Source organism: Paraburkholderia sp. BL6665CI2N2 (assembly GCF_004366535.1).
GTDB lineage: Bacteria > Pseudomonadota > Gammaproteobacteria > Burkholderiales > Burkholderiaceae > Paraburkholderia.
In genome coordinates this window covers 6720939-6735053 of record NZ_SORC01000001.1, presented here as the reverse complement: position 1 = coordinate 6735053, position 14115 = coordinate 6720939, and the positions used below count along the sequence as shown (strand labels likewise).

General features: G+C 64.6%; 11 protein-coding genes. 7 read left to right on the top strand and 4 right to left on the bottom strand.

What is annotated here, in order from left to right:
- Nucleotides 1–122 precede the first annotated feature (122 nt).
- Nucleotides 123–3338 (top strand): phosphoenolpyruvate carboxylase, encoded by a 3216-nt coding sequence (ppc, locus tag B0G81_RS30195; protein ID WP_134140421.1) that lies wholly within the window; start codon nucleotides 123–125, stop codon nucleotides 3336–3338.
- Between the two features lie 72 nt (nucleotides 3339–3410).
- Here the strand turns inward: ppc and B0G81_RS30190 are convergent, their stop codons facing one another.
- The gene (locus B0G81_RS30190; RefSeq protein ID WP_134140419.1) at nucleotides 3411–4163 is read right to left on the bottom strand and encodes a class I SAM-dependent methyltransferase; all 753 of its coding nucleotides are present in this window, start codon (nucleotides 4161–4163) and stop codon (nucleotides 3411–3413) included.
- Between the two features lie 154 nt (nucleotides 4164–4317).
- On the opposite strand from B0G81_RS30190, the gene B0G81_RS30185 reads away from it, so the two are divergent.
- The 5 genes from B0G81_RS30185 to B0G81_RS30165 all read left to right on the top strand — a co-directional run bounded on the left by B0G81_RS30185 (nucleotide 4318) and on the right by B0G81_RS30165 (nucleotide 9731).
- On the top strand, nucleotides 4318–5130 hold the full coding sequence (locus B0G81_RS30185) for a helix-turn-helix transcriptional regulator (protein ID WP_116119270.1): 813 nt from the start codon (nucleotides 4318–4320) through the stop codon (nucleotides 5128–5130).
- Between the two features lie 158 nt (nucleotides 5131–5288).
- Nucleotides 5289–6695: an argininosuccinate lyase gene (gene argH, locus B0G81_RS30180; protein ID WP_063497831.1), complete on the top strand. Its 1407-nt coding sequence runs from the start codon at nucleotides 5289–5291 to the stop codon at nucleotides 6693–6695.
- A gap of 472 nt (nucleotides 6696–7167) precedes the next feature.
- On the top strand, nucleotides 7168–7620 hold the full coding sequence (locus tag B0G81_RS30175; protein WP_241974646.1) for a TonB family protein: 453 nt from the start codon (nucleotides 7168–7170) through the stop codon (nucleotides 7618–7620).
- 507 nt (nucleotides 7621–8127) lie between these two features.
- Nucleotides 8128–9435 (top strand): MFS transporter, encoded by a 1308-nt coding sequence (locus B0G81_RS30170; RefSeq protein ID WP_106279986.1) that lies wholly within the window; start codon nucleotides 8128–8130, stop codon nucleotides 9433–9435.
- Nucleotides 9436–9551: 116 nt separating this feature from the next.
- Nucleotides 9552–9731, top strand: a complete 180-nt coding sequence (locus tag B0G81_RS30165) for a hypothetical protein (RefSeq protein WP_106279985.1) — start codon at nucleotides 9552–9554, stop codon at nucleotides 9729–9731.
- Nucleotides 9732–9784: 53 nt separating this feature from the next.
- Here the strand turns inward: B0G81_RS30165 and B0G81_RS45440 are convergent, their stop codons facing one another.
- Complete coding sequence (locus B0G81_RS45440) at nucleotides 9785–9919, bottom strand: hypothetical protein (RefSeq protein WP_012432108.1); 135 nt, start codon at nucleotides 9917–9919, stop codon at nucleotides 9785–9787.
- A gap of 707 nt (nucleotides 9920–10626) precedes the next feature.
- Nucleotides 10627–11631, bottom strand: coding sequence for a lipopolysaccharide heptosyltransferase I (waaC, locus tag B0G81_RS30160; protein WP_134140417.1), 1005 nt, complete (start codon nucleotides 11629–11631; stop codon nucleotides 10627–10629).
- 212 nt (nucleotides 11632–11843) lie between these two features.
- Here waaC and B0G81_RS30155 point away from each other — a divergent pair, with 212 nt between their 5' ends.
- A complete protein-coding gene (locus B0G81_RS30155; protein WP_134140415.1) occupies nucleotides 11844–13265 on the top strand; it encodes a chloride channel protein in 1422 nt (473 codons plus the stop codon).
- 243 nt (nucleotides 13266–13508) lie between these two features.
- Here the strand turns inward: B0G81_RS30155 and B0G81_RS30150 are convergent, their stop codons facing one another.
- Complete coding sequence (locus B0G81_RS30150) at nucleotides 13509–13820, bottom strand: YXWGXW repeat-containing protein (RefSeq protein ID WP_106280436.1); 312 nt, start codon at nucleotides 13818–13820, stop codon at nucleotides 13509–13511.
- Nucleotides 13821–14115 lie beyond the last annotated feature (295 nt).

Sequence of the window (14115 nt, the reverse complement as noted above, 5' to 3'; positions counted from 1 at the left end):
ATCGCCATCGGCGCATACCGTTTCGCGCAGTTCCCTTTGCAGTTCACGTTGCAGTTCATAGTGCAGTTCCGCAGTAGCAGTTCATCACTCAACAGACCCTGGCTTCCCTGAGGAAACCCATCGTGACGTCTTCCGGATCGGCGCGCCCTGCCCGCCGCAACACTGCATCGCCCAACGCTCGCGCGGCCGACGCCGCCCAGCCCGCCGCTTCTGCCGCCGCCTCGGCCACAACCACTGCTGAGTCCACATCGGCCAAACGCGCCGGCAAACCCGCTCAGGCTGCTCACGCCGCCAAAGCCGGCAAGGCCGCCAAGACCTCCGCGCCCCTCAAGACGGACAAGCCCGTGAAGGCAGTCAAAACGGATAAGACGACGCAAGCCGCGTCCGCCGCCAAGGCGCAAAAAGCCGCCAAGGGCGGCTCCGTGAAGATCAAGGTCGTTGCCGAGGCGCCGCAAGTGCCCGCGCTGCAGGCCGTGCCGGAGGAATCGTCTTCGCCGGCTTCCGCTTCCGCGCCGAAGAACAATGGCCGCACGCGCGAGGACAAAGACCATCCGCTGTTCCAGGACATCCGCTATCTCGGACGCCTGCTCGGCGACGTGCTGCGCGAACAGGAAGGCGACGCGGTGTTCGATGTCGTCGAAACGATCCGCCAGACCGCCGTGCGCTTTCGCCGCGAAGACGACAGCGCCGCCGCGCAAACGCTCGACAAGAAACTGCGCTCGCTGAGCCCGGAGCAAACGGTCAGCGTGGTGCGCGCGTTCAGCTACTTTTCGCATCTCGCGAACATTGCTGAAGACCGCCACCGCAATCGCCGTCACCGGATTCACGAACTGGCCGGTTCGACCTCGCAACCGGGCACGATTGCCCATGCGCTCGAACGGCTGGTCGAAGCCAACGCGGCCGCCACGCCGGTCCTGCAACAGTTCTTCAACGACGCGCTGATCGTGCCGGTGCTCACCGCGCACCCGACCGAAGTGCAGCGCAAGAGCATTCTCGACGCGCAGCACGACGTCGCGCGCCTGCTCGCCGAACGCGATCAGCAGTTGACCGACCGCGAGCGCGCGCACAACGAAGCGATGCTGCGCGCCCGCGTCACGTCGCTATGGCAAACGCGCATGTTGCGCGATTCGCGCCTCTCCGTGGCCGACGAAATCGAGAACGCGCTGTCCTACTACCGCGCCACTTTCCTCTCTGAAATCCCGGCGCTCTACGCCGATATCGAAGAAGCGCTCGTCGAGCACGGCATCGACGCGCGCCTGCCGCCGTTCTTCCAGATGGGCAGCTGGATCGGCGGCGACCGCGACGGCAATCCGAACGTCACGGCCGAAACGCTCGAAAACGCGATCACCCGCCAGGCCGCGGTGATCTTCGAGCACTACATGGAGCAGGTGCACAAGCTCGGCGCGGAGTTGTCGGTATCGAACCTGCTGGCCGGCGCCAGCGACGCCCTGAAGGAACTCGCCGCCGCCTCGCCCGACCAGTCGCCGCATCGTACCGACGAGCCGTATCGCCGGGCCTTGATCGGCATGTACACGCGGCTCGCCGCGAGCGCGCGCGTGCGCCTCGGCGAAGGCAGCGTGCCGGTGCGCAGCGCGGGCCGCGGCGCAGCGCCGATCCGCGCCACGCCGTACGGCGACTCGGCCGAATTCGTGCGCGACCTGCACGTGCTGATCGATTCCCTCGCCGAGCATCATGGCGCGCCGCTCGCCGCACCGCGTCTGTCGCCGCTCGCGCGCGCCGCCGAAGTGTTCGGCTTCCATCTGGCGAGCATCGACTTGCGCCAGAGCTCCGACATTCACGAAGCGGTGATCGCCGAACTGCTCAAGCGCGCCGGCGTCGAGGACGACTACGCGGCGCTCACGGAAGAAGACAAGCTCAAGGTGCTGCTCGCCGAACTGGCGCAGCCGCGTCCGTTGCGCCTGCCGTACGCGGACTACTCCGACCTCGTGAAGAGCGAGCTCGGCGTGCTCGAGGAAGCGCGCATCACACGCGAGAAATTCGGCGCGCGCGCGGTGCGCAACTACATCATCTCGCACACGGAAACCGTGAGCGATCTGGTGGAAGTGATGTTGCTGCAAAAGGAAACCGGCCTGCTGCACGGCCGTCTGGGCGACGCGAACGATCCGGCGCAAGCGGGCCTGATGGTGATCCCGTTGTTCGAGACGATCCCCGACTTGCGCAACGCGCCGCACATCATGCGCGACCTGATCGCGCTGCCGGGCGTCGACGCGCTGATCGAACATCAGGGCAACGAGCAGGAAGTGATGCTCGGCTATTCGGACAGCAACAAGGACGGCGGCTTCCTCACGTCGAACTGGGAGTTGTACCGCGCCGAACTCGCGCTGGTGTCGCTCTTCAACGAACGCGGCGTGACGCTGCGTCTGTTCCATGGACGCGGAGGCACCGTGGGCCGTGGCGGTGGTCCGACCTATCAGGCGATTCTGTCGCAGCCGCCGGGCACCGTCGACGGCCAGATCCGTTTGACCGAGCAAGGCGAAGTGATCGCCAGCAAGTTCGGCAATCCGGAAATCGGCCGGCGCAACCTGGAAACGGTGGTCGCCGCCACGCTCGAAGCGTCGTTGCTGCCGCACGGCATTGCACCGGCGCAACTGCCCGCGTTCGAGGAAACGATGCAGCAGTTGTCCGACGCGGCGATGGCGTCCTACCGCGCGCTGGTCTACGAAACGCCGGGCTTCAAGGAGTATTTCTTCGAGTCCACGCCGATCGCGGAGATCGCCGAGTTGAACATTGGCAGCCGGCCGGCCTCGCGCAAACTGCAAGATCCGAAGCAACGCAAGATCGAAGATTTGCGCGCGATTCCGTGGGGTTTCTCATGGGGCCAATGCCGGTTGCTGCTGACCGGCTGGTACGGTTTCGGCAGCGCGGTGGCCGCGCATCTGGACAGCGCGCCGACCGACGCTGAGCGCAAGACCCGTCTCGCGCTGCTGAAGAAAATGCACAAGACGTGGCCGTTCTTCGCCAACCTGTTGTCGAACATGGACATGGTGCTGGCAAAGACCGACCTCGCGGTCGCCTCGCGCTACGCCGCGCTGGTGTCCGACAAGAAGCTGCGCAAGCACGTGTTCGAGCGGATCGTCGCGGAATGGGAGCGCACGTCGAAGGTGTTGTCGGAGATCACGGGCAAGAGCGAACGGCTCGCGGAGAACCCGCTGCTCGCGCGTTCCATCAAGAATCGCTTCCCGTATCTGGACCCGCTGAATCACTTGCAGGTGGAGTTGCTCAAGCGTCACCGCGCCGGCGACACCAACGCGCGCGTGCGGCGCGGAATTCATTTGAGCATCAACGGGATTGCGGCGGGCTTGCGCAACACGGGCTAAGCACGCACGCGGTTGATTGCACGCCTTTGAGCACACAAGCCGGGCGCGACGCTGTTCGTCGCGCCCGGCTTTTTATTGTGCCTCGATCATCAACGCGTCGAGCTTGAAAGAGCCGTCTTCCTGCACGTCGAAATATTGGCGGACTTCGTCCGGCGAATTCGCCCACAGGGAACGAATCGCCACCACACGCGCTTCCGGCGTGCGCATGCGCGCCACCCACGAGCTGAACTCGATGTCGATGCGCCAGCGCTCGCGAATCGACGCCCTGAACCCGGCCGTGGCAAATAACGCGAGCCACTCGTCGGCGCGGTAATCGCGAATATGCGAGCCGTCGCGCAACAACTCGATGGCCTGGATATGCGTGTCGAGCAGCGGATGATCGCTGCCGGCGATATCGATGAACAGCACCTTGCCGCCCGGCTTCAACACGCGCCGTACTTCGGCGAGTGCGAGCGGCACGTCGTGCCAGTGATGCGCGCTCATCCGGCTGATCACCCAGTCGAACGAATGATCGGCGAACGGCAGCACTTCGGCCGCGCCCTGCTGCGTGCGGATATTGGCGAGACCGCGCTCCTTCGCGGCGCCTTCCACGGTCGCCAGCATTTGCGGCGCGATGTCGTAGGCGACCACGGCTCGCGCGTGCGGCGCGACCGCGAAGCTCGCATGGCCCGCGCCGCAACCCATGTCGAGCACCGTCGCATCCGGCGTCGCCGCGATCGATTCGGCCAGCGTCCGCAGATCGGCGCCGGTGGCATGGGTCGGGCTCGTCAAATAGGCGGCGGCGGTCGAGCCAAAGGCGTCGGCGACCTGATCGTGATGCTTCATGGGAGGCTCCGGTTAGGTATTTGGGGCAGCGCTGGAAGCGCGTTGTGCGATTCCAGCCGTTACAATAGAGCCCGCTGTGTACCGGTACAAGTTAAGCGATTATTCTGGTATCGCCATTACCTCCCTGCCTTCGTCGCCCTATCGCCCGCTCAGCATGACCACGCCGTCTTCCGCCGACAACCCGCCGCCGCTCGACGCCACCCCGGCCCGCGCGCTCGGCGACTTCATCCGCGCTCACCGTGAGCGGCTCTCGCCGCAAGCGGTCGGCCTGCCGCCTGGGCCGCGCCGCCGCACACCCGGATTGCGGCGCGAGGAAGTCGCGCAACTGTGCGGCGTGAGTCCGACCTGGTACACATGGATCGAACAGGGGCGCCCGGTCTCCGCGTCCGCCGACGCGCTCGCGCGCATCGCCGTCGCGTTGCAACTGTCGCGGGCCGAACGGGCGTATCTGTTCGAACTGGCCGCCCAGCGCGACCCGGCTGAGCCCGATCCGGCCGCCGCCGACGCGCCAGCCACCTTGCTGCAAACCGTGCAGCTTGTCAGTGCGCCGGCCTATGTGCTCGACCGCCAGTGGAATGCGCTCGCGTGGAACGAGCGCGCCACGGACCTGTTCGTCGGCTGGCTGGACGGCGCGCACGACCGCAATCTGCTGCGCTATACCTTCACGGAAGCGGCCGCGCGTGAGTTGATCGTCGATTGGGAAACGCGCGCGCGGCGGCTCGCCGCCGAATTCCGCGCCGATTCGATCCGCCATCTGAACGACGCGCCCACCCGCGCGCTGATCGACTCGCTCACCGCCGCGAGCGATGCGTTCGCGCGCTTCTGGGCCTCGCAGGACGTGGGCGGCCGCGAAGGCGGACGGCGCGAGTTCAACCATCCGCGCGACGGCCGTATCGTCTACGACCAGATCACGTTCAAACCCGCGCATCGCGAAGATCTGAAGCTGGTAGTGCTGGTGCGCGAATAGGTGATGGGACACAGCCGCGGCGCACGGCGTCTTTAAGCCTCCCGGCGAGTGTTAAAATCCCTGTCTTTCCTCGCTTCGGCGTCACTTTGCACGGCATGTGCATTCGCGTCGCCAGCCTCTTCACCGCTCGCTCAACTGCCGCTTAACTGCCCAACACCATGACGTCCCAACTGCACAAAAAAGGCGAAGCCTGGTCGGCTCGCTTCTCGGAGCCGATGTCGGAACTCGTCAAACGCTACACGTCGTCGGTTTTCTTCGACAAGCGTCTGGCGCTCGTCGACATCGAAGGGTCGCTCGCGCACGCCTCGATGCTGGCCGCGCAAAAGATCATCGCCGCCGACGACCTCGCCGCGATCCAACGCGGCATGGCGCAGATCAAGGGCGAAATCGAGCGCGGCGAGTTCGAGTGGCAACTCGATCTGGAAGACGTCCATCTGAATATCGAAGCGCGCCTGACCGCGCTGATCGGCGACGCCGGCAAGCGCCTGCACACCGGCCGCTCGCGCAACGACCAGGTGGCGACGGATATCCGCTTGTGGCTGCGCGGCGAGATCGACCGGATCGGCGGTTTGCTGACGGAGTTGCGCACCGCGCTGCTCGACATGGCGGAGAAGAACGCCTCGACCATCATGCCGGGCTTCACGCACTTGCAAGTGGCGCAGCCGGTCACGTTCGGCCACCACCTGCTCGCTTACGTCGAAATGTTTTCGCGCGACGCCGAACGTATGATCGACTGCCGCAAGCGCGTGAACCGCCTGCCGCTGGGCGCGGCCGCGCTCGCCGGCACCAGCTATCCGATCGATCGTCATGCGGTGGCGAAGACTTTGGGCTTCGACGGCATCTGCGCGAACTCGCTGGACGCGGTGTCGGACCGCGACTTCGCGATCGAATTCACGGCGGCGTCGGCGCTCGTCATGACGCACGTCTCGCGCTTCTCCGAAGAGCTCGTGCTGTGGATGAGCCCGCGCGTCGGCTTCATCGATCTGGCGGATCGGTTCTGCACCGGCTCGTCGATCATGCCGCAGAAGAAGAACCCAGACGTGCCCGAACTCGCGCGCGGCAAGACCGGCCGCGTGAACGGCCATCTGATCGCGCTGCTCACGCTGATGAAAGGCCAGCCGCTCGCATACAACAAGGACAATCAGGAAGACAAGGAGCCGCTGTTCGACACCGTCGATACGGTCGCGGATACGCTGCGCATCTTCGCTGAAATGGTCGCCGGTATTTCGGTGAAGCCGCAAGCCATGCGCGACGCCGCGCTGCAAGGCTTCTCCACGGCAACCGATCTGGCCGACTATCTGGTCAAGCGCGGCCTGCCGTTCCGCGACGCACACGAAGCGGTGGCGCTGGCCGTGCGCGTCTGCGCGGATCGCGGCTGCGATCTGGCGGATCTGACGCTCGAAGAAATGCGCAAGGAACTGCCGAACGTCGCGCATCTGATCGGCGAAGACGTGTTCTCGTATCTGACGCTGGAAGGCTCGGTGGCGAGCCGCAATCATCCGGGCGGCACGGCGCCGGAACAGGTGCTCGCGGCGGTGAAGGCTGCACGTGAAGCGCTGAAGTAAGCGGACGCGCGGCATGCGGTGAGCGTGCATTCTGCGCTCGTCTCGTGCTTGGGTTCTGCTTGGTTCCTATTTGGCTCCTGCACGCAGCTTGCGGATAGAAAGGCGAACTCGCTATCGGGTTCGCCTTTTGTTTTCGCGCCGCACGCGCTCCCGCGAACCGCGCCGCAAAAAAGAAAGAGCCCGCGCGAAGCGGGCTAAATGAAAGACTTCCACCGATGCCTCTCGAAAGAGGCCATCGAAGTGTAGGCGTGTTTTCGCCGCCAACCAATTCGCTCATATTTCCACCTATTACAGTCGGTTGGACCACATAGAGCGGGCGAACGCCAATTGCTTCCTGGCGGATTTTGACTACCATCAAATCAGGCTCTGTCTTTGTGGTTCCCTGATCATGTTCACTCGCACGCGTCATCTTCGCCATTGCAACGGACGCTGCGTTTGCAGCGTCGGCGTACGGCCCGCGCATGTGCGCGGCATGCTCCTCGTCGCCGGCCTGGTTATCGGCATGGCGGGCTGCACCATCACACCACCGCCGCGCGCCAGTGTGCCGACGCCCGCGGCCGCTATCAACAGTGCGACGCTCGACCAGTACCGCGAGGCCGTGGCCAGACGCATCATCGAACGCAATCCGTCTTACGTGCTGCGCGGCACGCCGCAAGCGATGCTGCGCTCGCTGGTGGTCGTGTCGTTCACAGTGGATGGCAATGGCCATGTGCTGGAGTCGGCGGTGTATCGCACCAACGGCGACGACGAAGCCGAGAGCACCGCGCTCGCCAGCTTGCGGCGCGCCGCGCCGCTGCCGCAACCGCCCGGCAAATTGCTGAACGGTCGAGGCCAGCTCGAGCTATTCGAAGACTGGCTGTTCAACGACAACGGCAAATTCCAGCTCCGCGAGCTCGCCTCGCCGCAAGCGCAGACCATCGATTGAACACGGTTCGTGTCGTGCAAAGCGTGCGGCAAAACCGGCGCTGCCTTGCTGCGGCGCGGCCGCGCTCGCTATAATTTTCCGATTCCCCGCGCCGGAGCCTTCCGGCATGGCTCACCCCGCCCGCTCACCCGCCGGCGCGGCGTGAGCCCGATTGCAGCGCCGCCGCGCCATCCGCGAGCGCCGCCTGCTTGATGCACGATGCGGCCCGCCGTTGCCCGGACCCCAAAACATCCCGGTTTCGCGCCGCACCGGCCGCCCCGCCTTACCTCGCCCGCCGCACGCCTCCCGCCTGGTTATTGCCCTGGTATGGCCGCTTTCGCGGGCGAACTTCGCCGGCTGCCGTTGTAAGCTGTTGCTTCGTTGTTTGCGTCGCCTGCGTTACACGATCCGCCCATCGGCCCGCGGACAAAGCGAGGCCCACGAATTTGAACAAAGATGCCGTCTCCACACGCGCCACCGGCTCACGAACCGGGCGTCCGGCGGCATCACGACATAGGGAGACCCTGCATGTCCACTTCGCCGATTTCCGCGGCCCAGCCCAATGCGGCCGGGCAAAACAAGAGTTCGCGGATCATCTTCGCGAGCTTTATCGGCACCGCGATCGAGTTCTACGATTTCTACGTCTATGCGACCGCCGCGGCGCTCGTCATCGGACCGGTGTTTTTTCCGCATGGCTCGGCGACGGCGCAGGCCTTGTCGGCCTTCGTCACGTTCGGCATCGCCTTCGTGGCGCGGCCGATCGGCTCGTTCCTGTTCGGCCATTTCGGCGACCGGATCGGCCGTAAATCGACGCTGGTGGCGTCGCTGCTGGTGATGGGCGTGTCCACCACGCTGATCGGTTTCGTACCCGGCTACGACTCGATCGGCAGCCTCGCGCCGATCCTGTTGTGCATCTTGCGCTTCGGCCAGGGCATCGGCCTCGGCGGCGAATGGGGCGGCGCGGCATTGCTCGCCACGGAGAATGCGCCGCCCGGCAAACGCGGCTGGTTCGGCATGTTCCCGCAACTCGGGCCGTCGATCGGCTTTCTGGCGTCCAATGGACTGTTCTTCGCGCTGGCGCTGTCCCTGAGCGACGAACAGTTCCGCAGCTGGGGCTGGCGCGTGCCGTTCCTTGTGAGCGCGGTGCTGGTCGCGCTCGGTTTATACGTGCGCCTGAAAATCGCCGAGACGCCGGCGTTCCAGGCGGCGATCGAACGTCAAGAACGCGTGAAGGTGCCGATCGCCACGCTGCTGTCGCAACACTGGGTGCCGACCCTGCTCGGCGCGCTCGCGATGGTGGTCTGCTACACGTTGTTCTACAACGCCACCACGTTTTCGCTGTCGTACGGCGTCTCCGTGTTGCATATTCCGCGGCCGACGTTCCTCGGTCTGCTGTGCATCGCGGTGGTGTTCATGGCGCTCGCCACGCCGCTGTCGGCCTGGGCCGCCGACCGCTATGGACGCAAGCCGGTGCTGATCGTCGGCATCATCGCAGCGATTCTGTCTGGCTTCACGATGGCGCCGTTGCTTGGCAGCGGACAGACGTCGCTGGTGCTGCTGTTTCTCGTGATCGAACTGTTTTTGATGGGCGTGACGTTCGCGCCGATGGGTGCGCTCCTGCCGGAGTTGTTTCCCACCAATGTGCGCTATACCGGCGCCGGTGTGTCGTACAACCTCGGTGGGATTCTCGGCGCGTCCGTCGCGCCGTATATCGCGCAGATGCTCGCCGCGCGCGGCGGGTTGCCATGGGTGGGCGCGTATGTGTCGATCGCCGCGGCCGTCAGCATGATCGGCGTGCTGTGCATGCGCGAAACACGCGACACACGGCTGATGTAACGCGAGGAGCGCCCTTCGCTAGCCGAGCATTTGCTGAGTAAATTCCCTGCCTTGCGCGTCTTTTTGACATGCCTATACTCGACTCCAATAACCCTTCAGGCAGCAGGGAGGCAGGGATGAACGTTCACCTTCACAACGCGGACGTCGTGATGATCATTGCACTGGCGTTGCTATGTTCGCTATTGCTTGCATTGCGCTTTCGTCCGGCGACATGGAAAGGCATCGTGGTGGAAGCGCTGGCTGCGAATGCTGCGGCCATCGCCGCGGTCATTGCGTTCGAAATGCTGCTGGCCTGACGCGGACGGGTGCCGCGGCGCCATCGCAGGCGCCGCGGCCTCGGCCAGTTGGATCACCGGTAGTAATAGCCGCCGTGATGATAGTAGCCACCGCCGCCGTAGTAGCCCGGCGCGGGTGCGACGATGCAACCACCAAGTGCCGTTGCGAGCAACGTGCCTGCGATCAGGCTGAGGATCAAGCGTTTCATTGTTGTTCTCCATCGTGTCAGAGTCATTCGAGCCGAAACCCCGAATGACTCGATTGAACACGACGGCGCGCTGCGCGAGCGTTGCGATTTGTAAGGGAAAATCACCAAGGTGTTACATGATCGACGCGCGTAACGCACTGCGCTCGAGGCGCGATCACGTCGAATTCACATCGGAGGAAATCACCGCCTATACTGGTTTGAATGTGCCGGTACGGCGCGTGCCTTGCTGGCGGCGCATACGCGGCGCAAGGTGAATCTGCCGGACAAGGTGCCCACGAAGGCATGCAGCGCGCCGTCGCCTTTGGTCACGCGAATAATGCGTCAATGGCCAAGTCGGCGCTCAACGAAAAGCGACAGATTTAACAGGCGTGTAATGCGCGGCGCCTTTTGAATTCGCGGCTGCGGGAAGTCGAGGTGCTGCACGAAACCGTGTGGACATTCGCACCCTATACCGCAGATGAACCGGAGATGCATCCCGGCCGGTCGCCAGGCGGCGGTCATCGCGTCGACACCAGGCGCGTACGCGATGGCACCGTTCAATGCGTAGCCGAATGTATTGATTGCAGCGATTCCTCTCCGCCCGCTGTTCCCCGACACGGGCGTTTTCGGAGGCGTTACGAGGCGGCGCTCGGTTGTTTGAGCGGACTGCGCGTCGCGCCTCTTTTCTTTTCGAGCAAACGATTGCGCAAGACGTCGGGACGCCGCGTTCAGACGGCTGCGGACCCGTGCTGCACCGTCACGTCGTGCGCCTCGGTGTGAACGTAGTCGATCGCCTCGAGCGCGGCGCTGATGGGCGGCACCGACTGGCCGTCGCCGATGGAGACGGAGCGATATGGCGATTCAATGCCGTAATGCGACGGCGGTGTCGCCACGAAGATCATCACCGTGCGCTTCTGCAGCGCGTGCGCAAGGTGGACGAAGCCCGTGTCGGTGCCGATCACGAGCGAGCACGCGTCGATCATCTGCGCGATTTCCGTCACGCTCATTTTCGGCAGGACGGTCGCGCCCGGCAGTTGCGATGCGATCTGCTCCGCTTCGAGCCGCTCGCCTTCTGAGCCCCACGGCAGCACCAGTTGAAAACCGCGCTGCGCGAGTTCGCGGCCGATCGCCACCCAATGGCTCACCGGCCATTTTTTGTCGTCTTTCGAGGTGGCGTGAAAGAACGCCGCGACCGGCGCGCCGTTCGCCTCGAACGGAAGCGTGGCCGGTTCCGGCAAGCGCAGATTGAAGACCGCCGGGCCTTCTATCTCGTAGCCCAGTGCCTCGCCCGCGCTGATGCGCATGCCATGCCACGCATTGCATTTCGGACGCGGGCCGAATCGGCCGGTATAAGCGAACGCCGCGCCCTGCTCGCCGAGATCCGGCGCCCGGTAGCCGATGCGTCGCGACGAGCGCGCCAGAAACGCAATGATCGCGCTCTTGTACACGCCCTGAATGTCGAGGATGAAATCGTAGCGATAGGCGCGCAACTCGGCGATGGACGCCCAGATCGATTTGAAATCGGCCCAGCGGCGCGCTTTCTTGAAGCGGCGCAAGGGCGCGCACAACACGCGGTCTACATTCTCGCTCCAGTGCACGACTTCGGCGAATGCTTCGTCCGCGGCCCAATCCACCTGAACGCCGGGAAACGCGCGCTTGATATCGGCGACCACGGGCAAGGCTTGCACGATATCGCCGAGCGAAGTGACCTTGACGATAAGAACGCGCTTCATTGAGGACCTGTGAGTTGTTCGGACATCACAGTATTTTAGCCGACGAATCCGATAACCTTTGCCGAATCAGGCATCGCGCCTTTCGGTCATTGCTACAGCGGGGTTACGTTCAGCGGCTGACACGCTGCCCTTTTACATCATTTCAGAATACTTTCACACAGGTGATGGGCGCGGCGCGACTTATACTGCACCCTTTTGCGCCACACACGCTCATGTCCCGGCCCATCCCGATCCGATCTTCCGCCATCGTTCGACGCGCGAGACGACTGTGGCGCCAATACGGCGTCTTCTGGCTCGGTGCGATCGCAGTCGGGCTGACCGCGGTGCTGTACGCAAGGCTGATCGACTGGGGCTACAACGAGTTTCGCTCCGTGCAGCAACGGCATGTGTGGGCGCCGCTGATCATCACTCCCGCGGTCGCGGCGCTGGCCGTCTGGCTCACGCGCAAGTTCTTCCGCGGCGCCGAAGGCAGCGGCATTCCGCAGGTCATCGCCACCCTTCACTCCCGGACGAGCGAATACGGGTCGCGGCTGCTGACCTTCCGGATTCTGTTCGGCAAGATCGTCGTGTCGTTTCTGGCGATTCTCGGCGGCCTCACGATCGGCCGCGAGGGGCCGACCGTGCAGGTCGGCGCCGCCTTGATGTTCAATCTGCGGCGGCTGTATCCCCGCTCGAATGCGCTGATCGAACGGCAACTCGTGCTGGCCGGCGCGGCGGCGGGCTTGTCCGCGGCGTTCAACACGCCGCTCGCCGGTATCGTGTTCGCGATCGAGGAATTGACGCGCAGTTTCGAGGCGCGCGCGAGCGGCGTGCTGATTACCGCGATCATCATCGCCGGCGTGATCGCGCTCGGCTTGAATGGCAACTACACTTATTTCGGCACCATCCAGATCGGCGCGCACTTTCCCAATGTGCTGGCGCTCGCGGTGTTGCTTACGGCGATCGTCACGGGCCTTGCGGGCGGTTTGTTCGGCTGGCTCCTGCTGAATACCGCGCGCTGGATTCCGGCGCCGCTGCGGCAGTTGCACAGCGAGCGGCCGGTCGCGTTCGCCGCGGTGTGCGGTTTCGTGATCGCGGTGGTCGGCCTGATTTCGGGCGGCACGACTTTCGGCAGCGGCTACGCCGAAGCGCGCGGTTTGCTCGACGGCCACGCGCAGTTGTCGGTGTTTTATCCGTTCATGAAGATGATTTCGATGGTCGGCTCCTATTTGCCGGGCATTCCAGGCGGCATCTTCGCGCCGTCGCTGTCGATCGGCGCGGGCTTCGGCGATCTGCTGCACCGGGTGTTCGACTCGATGGATCTGCCGATGCTGATCGCGCTCGGCATGGTCGGCTACCTGGCCGCCGTCACGCAGTCGCCGATTACGTCGTTCGTGATTGTGATGGAGATGATCAACGGCCACGCTTTGGTGATCTCGCTGATGGCCACCGCGTTGATTTCGAGCCGCGTGTCGCGTCTCTTTGCGCCGCCTCTGTATGAGTCGCTGGCCGCGCGCTATATGACGCCGTTGCCGCAACCCGTGCCCGCGCCGACGCCGGAAGTGCCCGAGGTCGAAGCGCCCGGCCGGCCCGTTGCGCAAGTCGACGGTGAGCCGCCGGTTGACGACGCCAACGGCGGCGCACCGCGTCAGTAGACGACGACGGCCGGGGCGCGCAGATACATCGGCCGCGCCGGCACGACGACGCAGCCGGCCGGCATGACCGCCAGCACGGCGATCAGAAGCAGATTCTTTTTCATCACAGGGTTTCCTGAAGCGCGCGCTGGCGAGCGCTACGCCGAACGCGCGGCGCGGTGCATGCATTTGTCCGTGCTTGTCGAAACGGAAGGGACGGCATGCGCGGCACTCGCCGCGCCGTGCATGCCGAAGCACATGGCGTTACGCCCAGTGGCCTTCAACCCAGTGATAATTCGGGCCGTGCGCGACCCAGTGGCCCGGCACCCAGTGATAGCCGACACGCTCGGCTTGCCAGTGACCGCCGATCCACACATAGCGGCCGTGATCCCAACGCCAATGACCGTGATCCCACACATAGCCGACCCGCGACGCGGGCACTGCTTCGTAGCGCACCGGCGGCGGCGCGGACGGTGCGATCACGACGACTTCCGCGGCCGAAGCCGATGCCACGGCGGCTGCGCCGGCGGCGATCAATACGGTGTTGGCAAGCAGCAAACGAAAGGTCTTGTTCATGTTATCCCTCTGTAGATAGGCGCCGAAGGCGGCGTTATCCATTTAATGCGCGAGGGCACGCAGCGGCTGACCGTGGGCGTGTAACGCCACACGCCGAAGTGCAACGGATTATTTCGACGCACCGCTGACGCGCGCGAGAACGCCCATGCATGCCCATGCGCGCGAACACAGAAGAAAGTGGGAGCAACGAAAAAACGAAGAGGCACAACGGAGCGGCGCACTCGCGCGCCGCCCTGCATCACGTCATCTCGACGCAACGCAGCGAAGCGCGCAGCACGTCATAAGAAACCGGCCG

Excerpts from the sequence above, each read along its gene's own strand:
- B0G81_RS30185 (WP_116119270.1), top strand. The coding sequence starts at position 4,318 with ATGACCACGCCGTCTTCCGCCGACAACCCGCCGCCGCTCGACGCCACC.
- B0G81_RS30155 (WP_134140415.1), top strand. The coding sequence starts at position 11,844 with ATGTCCCGGCCCATCCCGATCCGATCTTCCGCCATCGTTCGACGCGCG.
- B0G81_RS30190 (WP_134140419.1), bottom strand. The coding sequence starts at position 4,163 with ATGAAGCATCACGATCAGGTCGCCGACGCCTTTGGCTCGACCGCCGCC.
- B0G81_RS30165 (WP_106279985.1), top strand. The coding sequence starts at position 9,552 with ATGAACGTTCACCTTCACAACGCGGACGTCGTGATGATCATTGCACTG.
- B0G81_RS30170 (WP_106279986.1), top strand. The coding sequence starts at position 8,128 with ATGTCCACTTCGCCGATTTCCGCGGCCCAGCCCAATGCGGCCGGGCAA.
- B0G81_RS30150 (WP_106280436.1), bottom strand. The coding sequence starts at position 13,820 with ATGAACAAGACCTTTCGTTTGCTGCTTGCCAACACCGTATTGATCGCC.
- B0G81_RS45440 (WP_012432108.1), bottom strand. The coding sequence starts at position 9,919 with ATGAAACGCTTGATCCTCAGCCTGATCGCAGGCACGTTGCTCGCAACG.
- B0G81_RS30175 (WP_241974646.1), top strand. The coding sequence starts at position 7,168 with ATGCTCCTCGTCGCCGGCCTGGTTATCGGCATGGCGGGCTGCACCATC.
- argH (WP_063497831.1), top strand. The coding sequence starts at position 5,289 with ATGACGTCCCAACTGCACAAAAAAGGCGAAGCCTGGTCGGCTCGCTTC.
- waaC (WP_134140417.1), bottom strand. The coding sequence starts at position 11,631 with ATGAAGCGCGTTCTTATCGTCAAGGTCACTTCGCTCGGCGATATCGTG.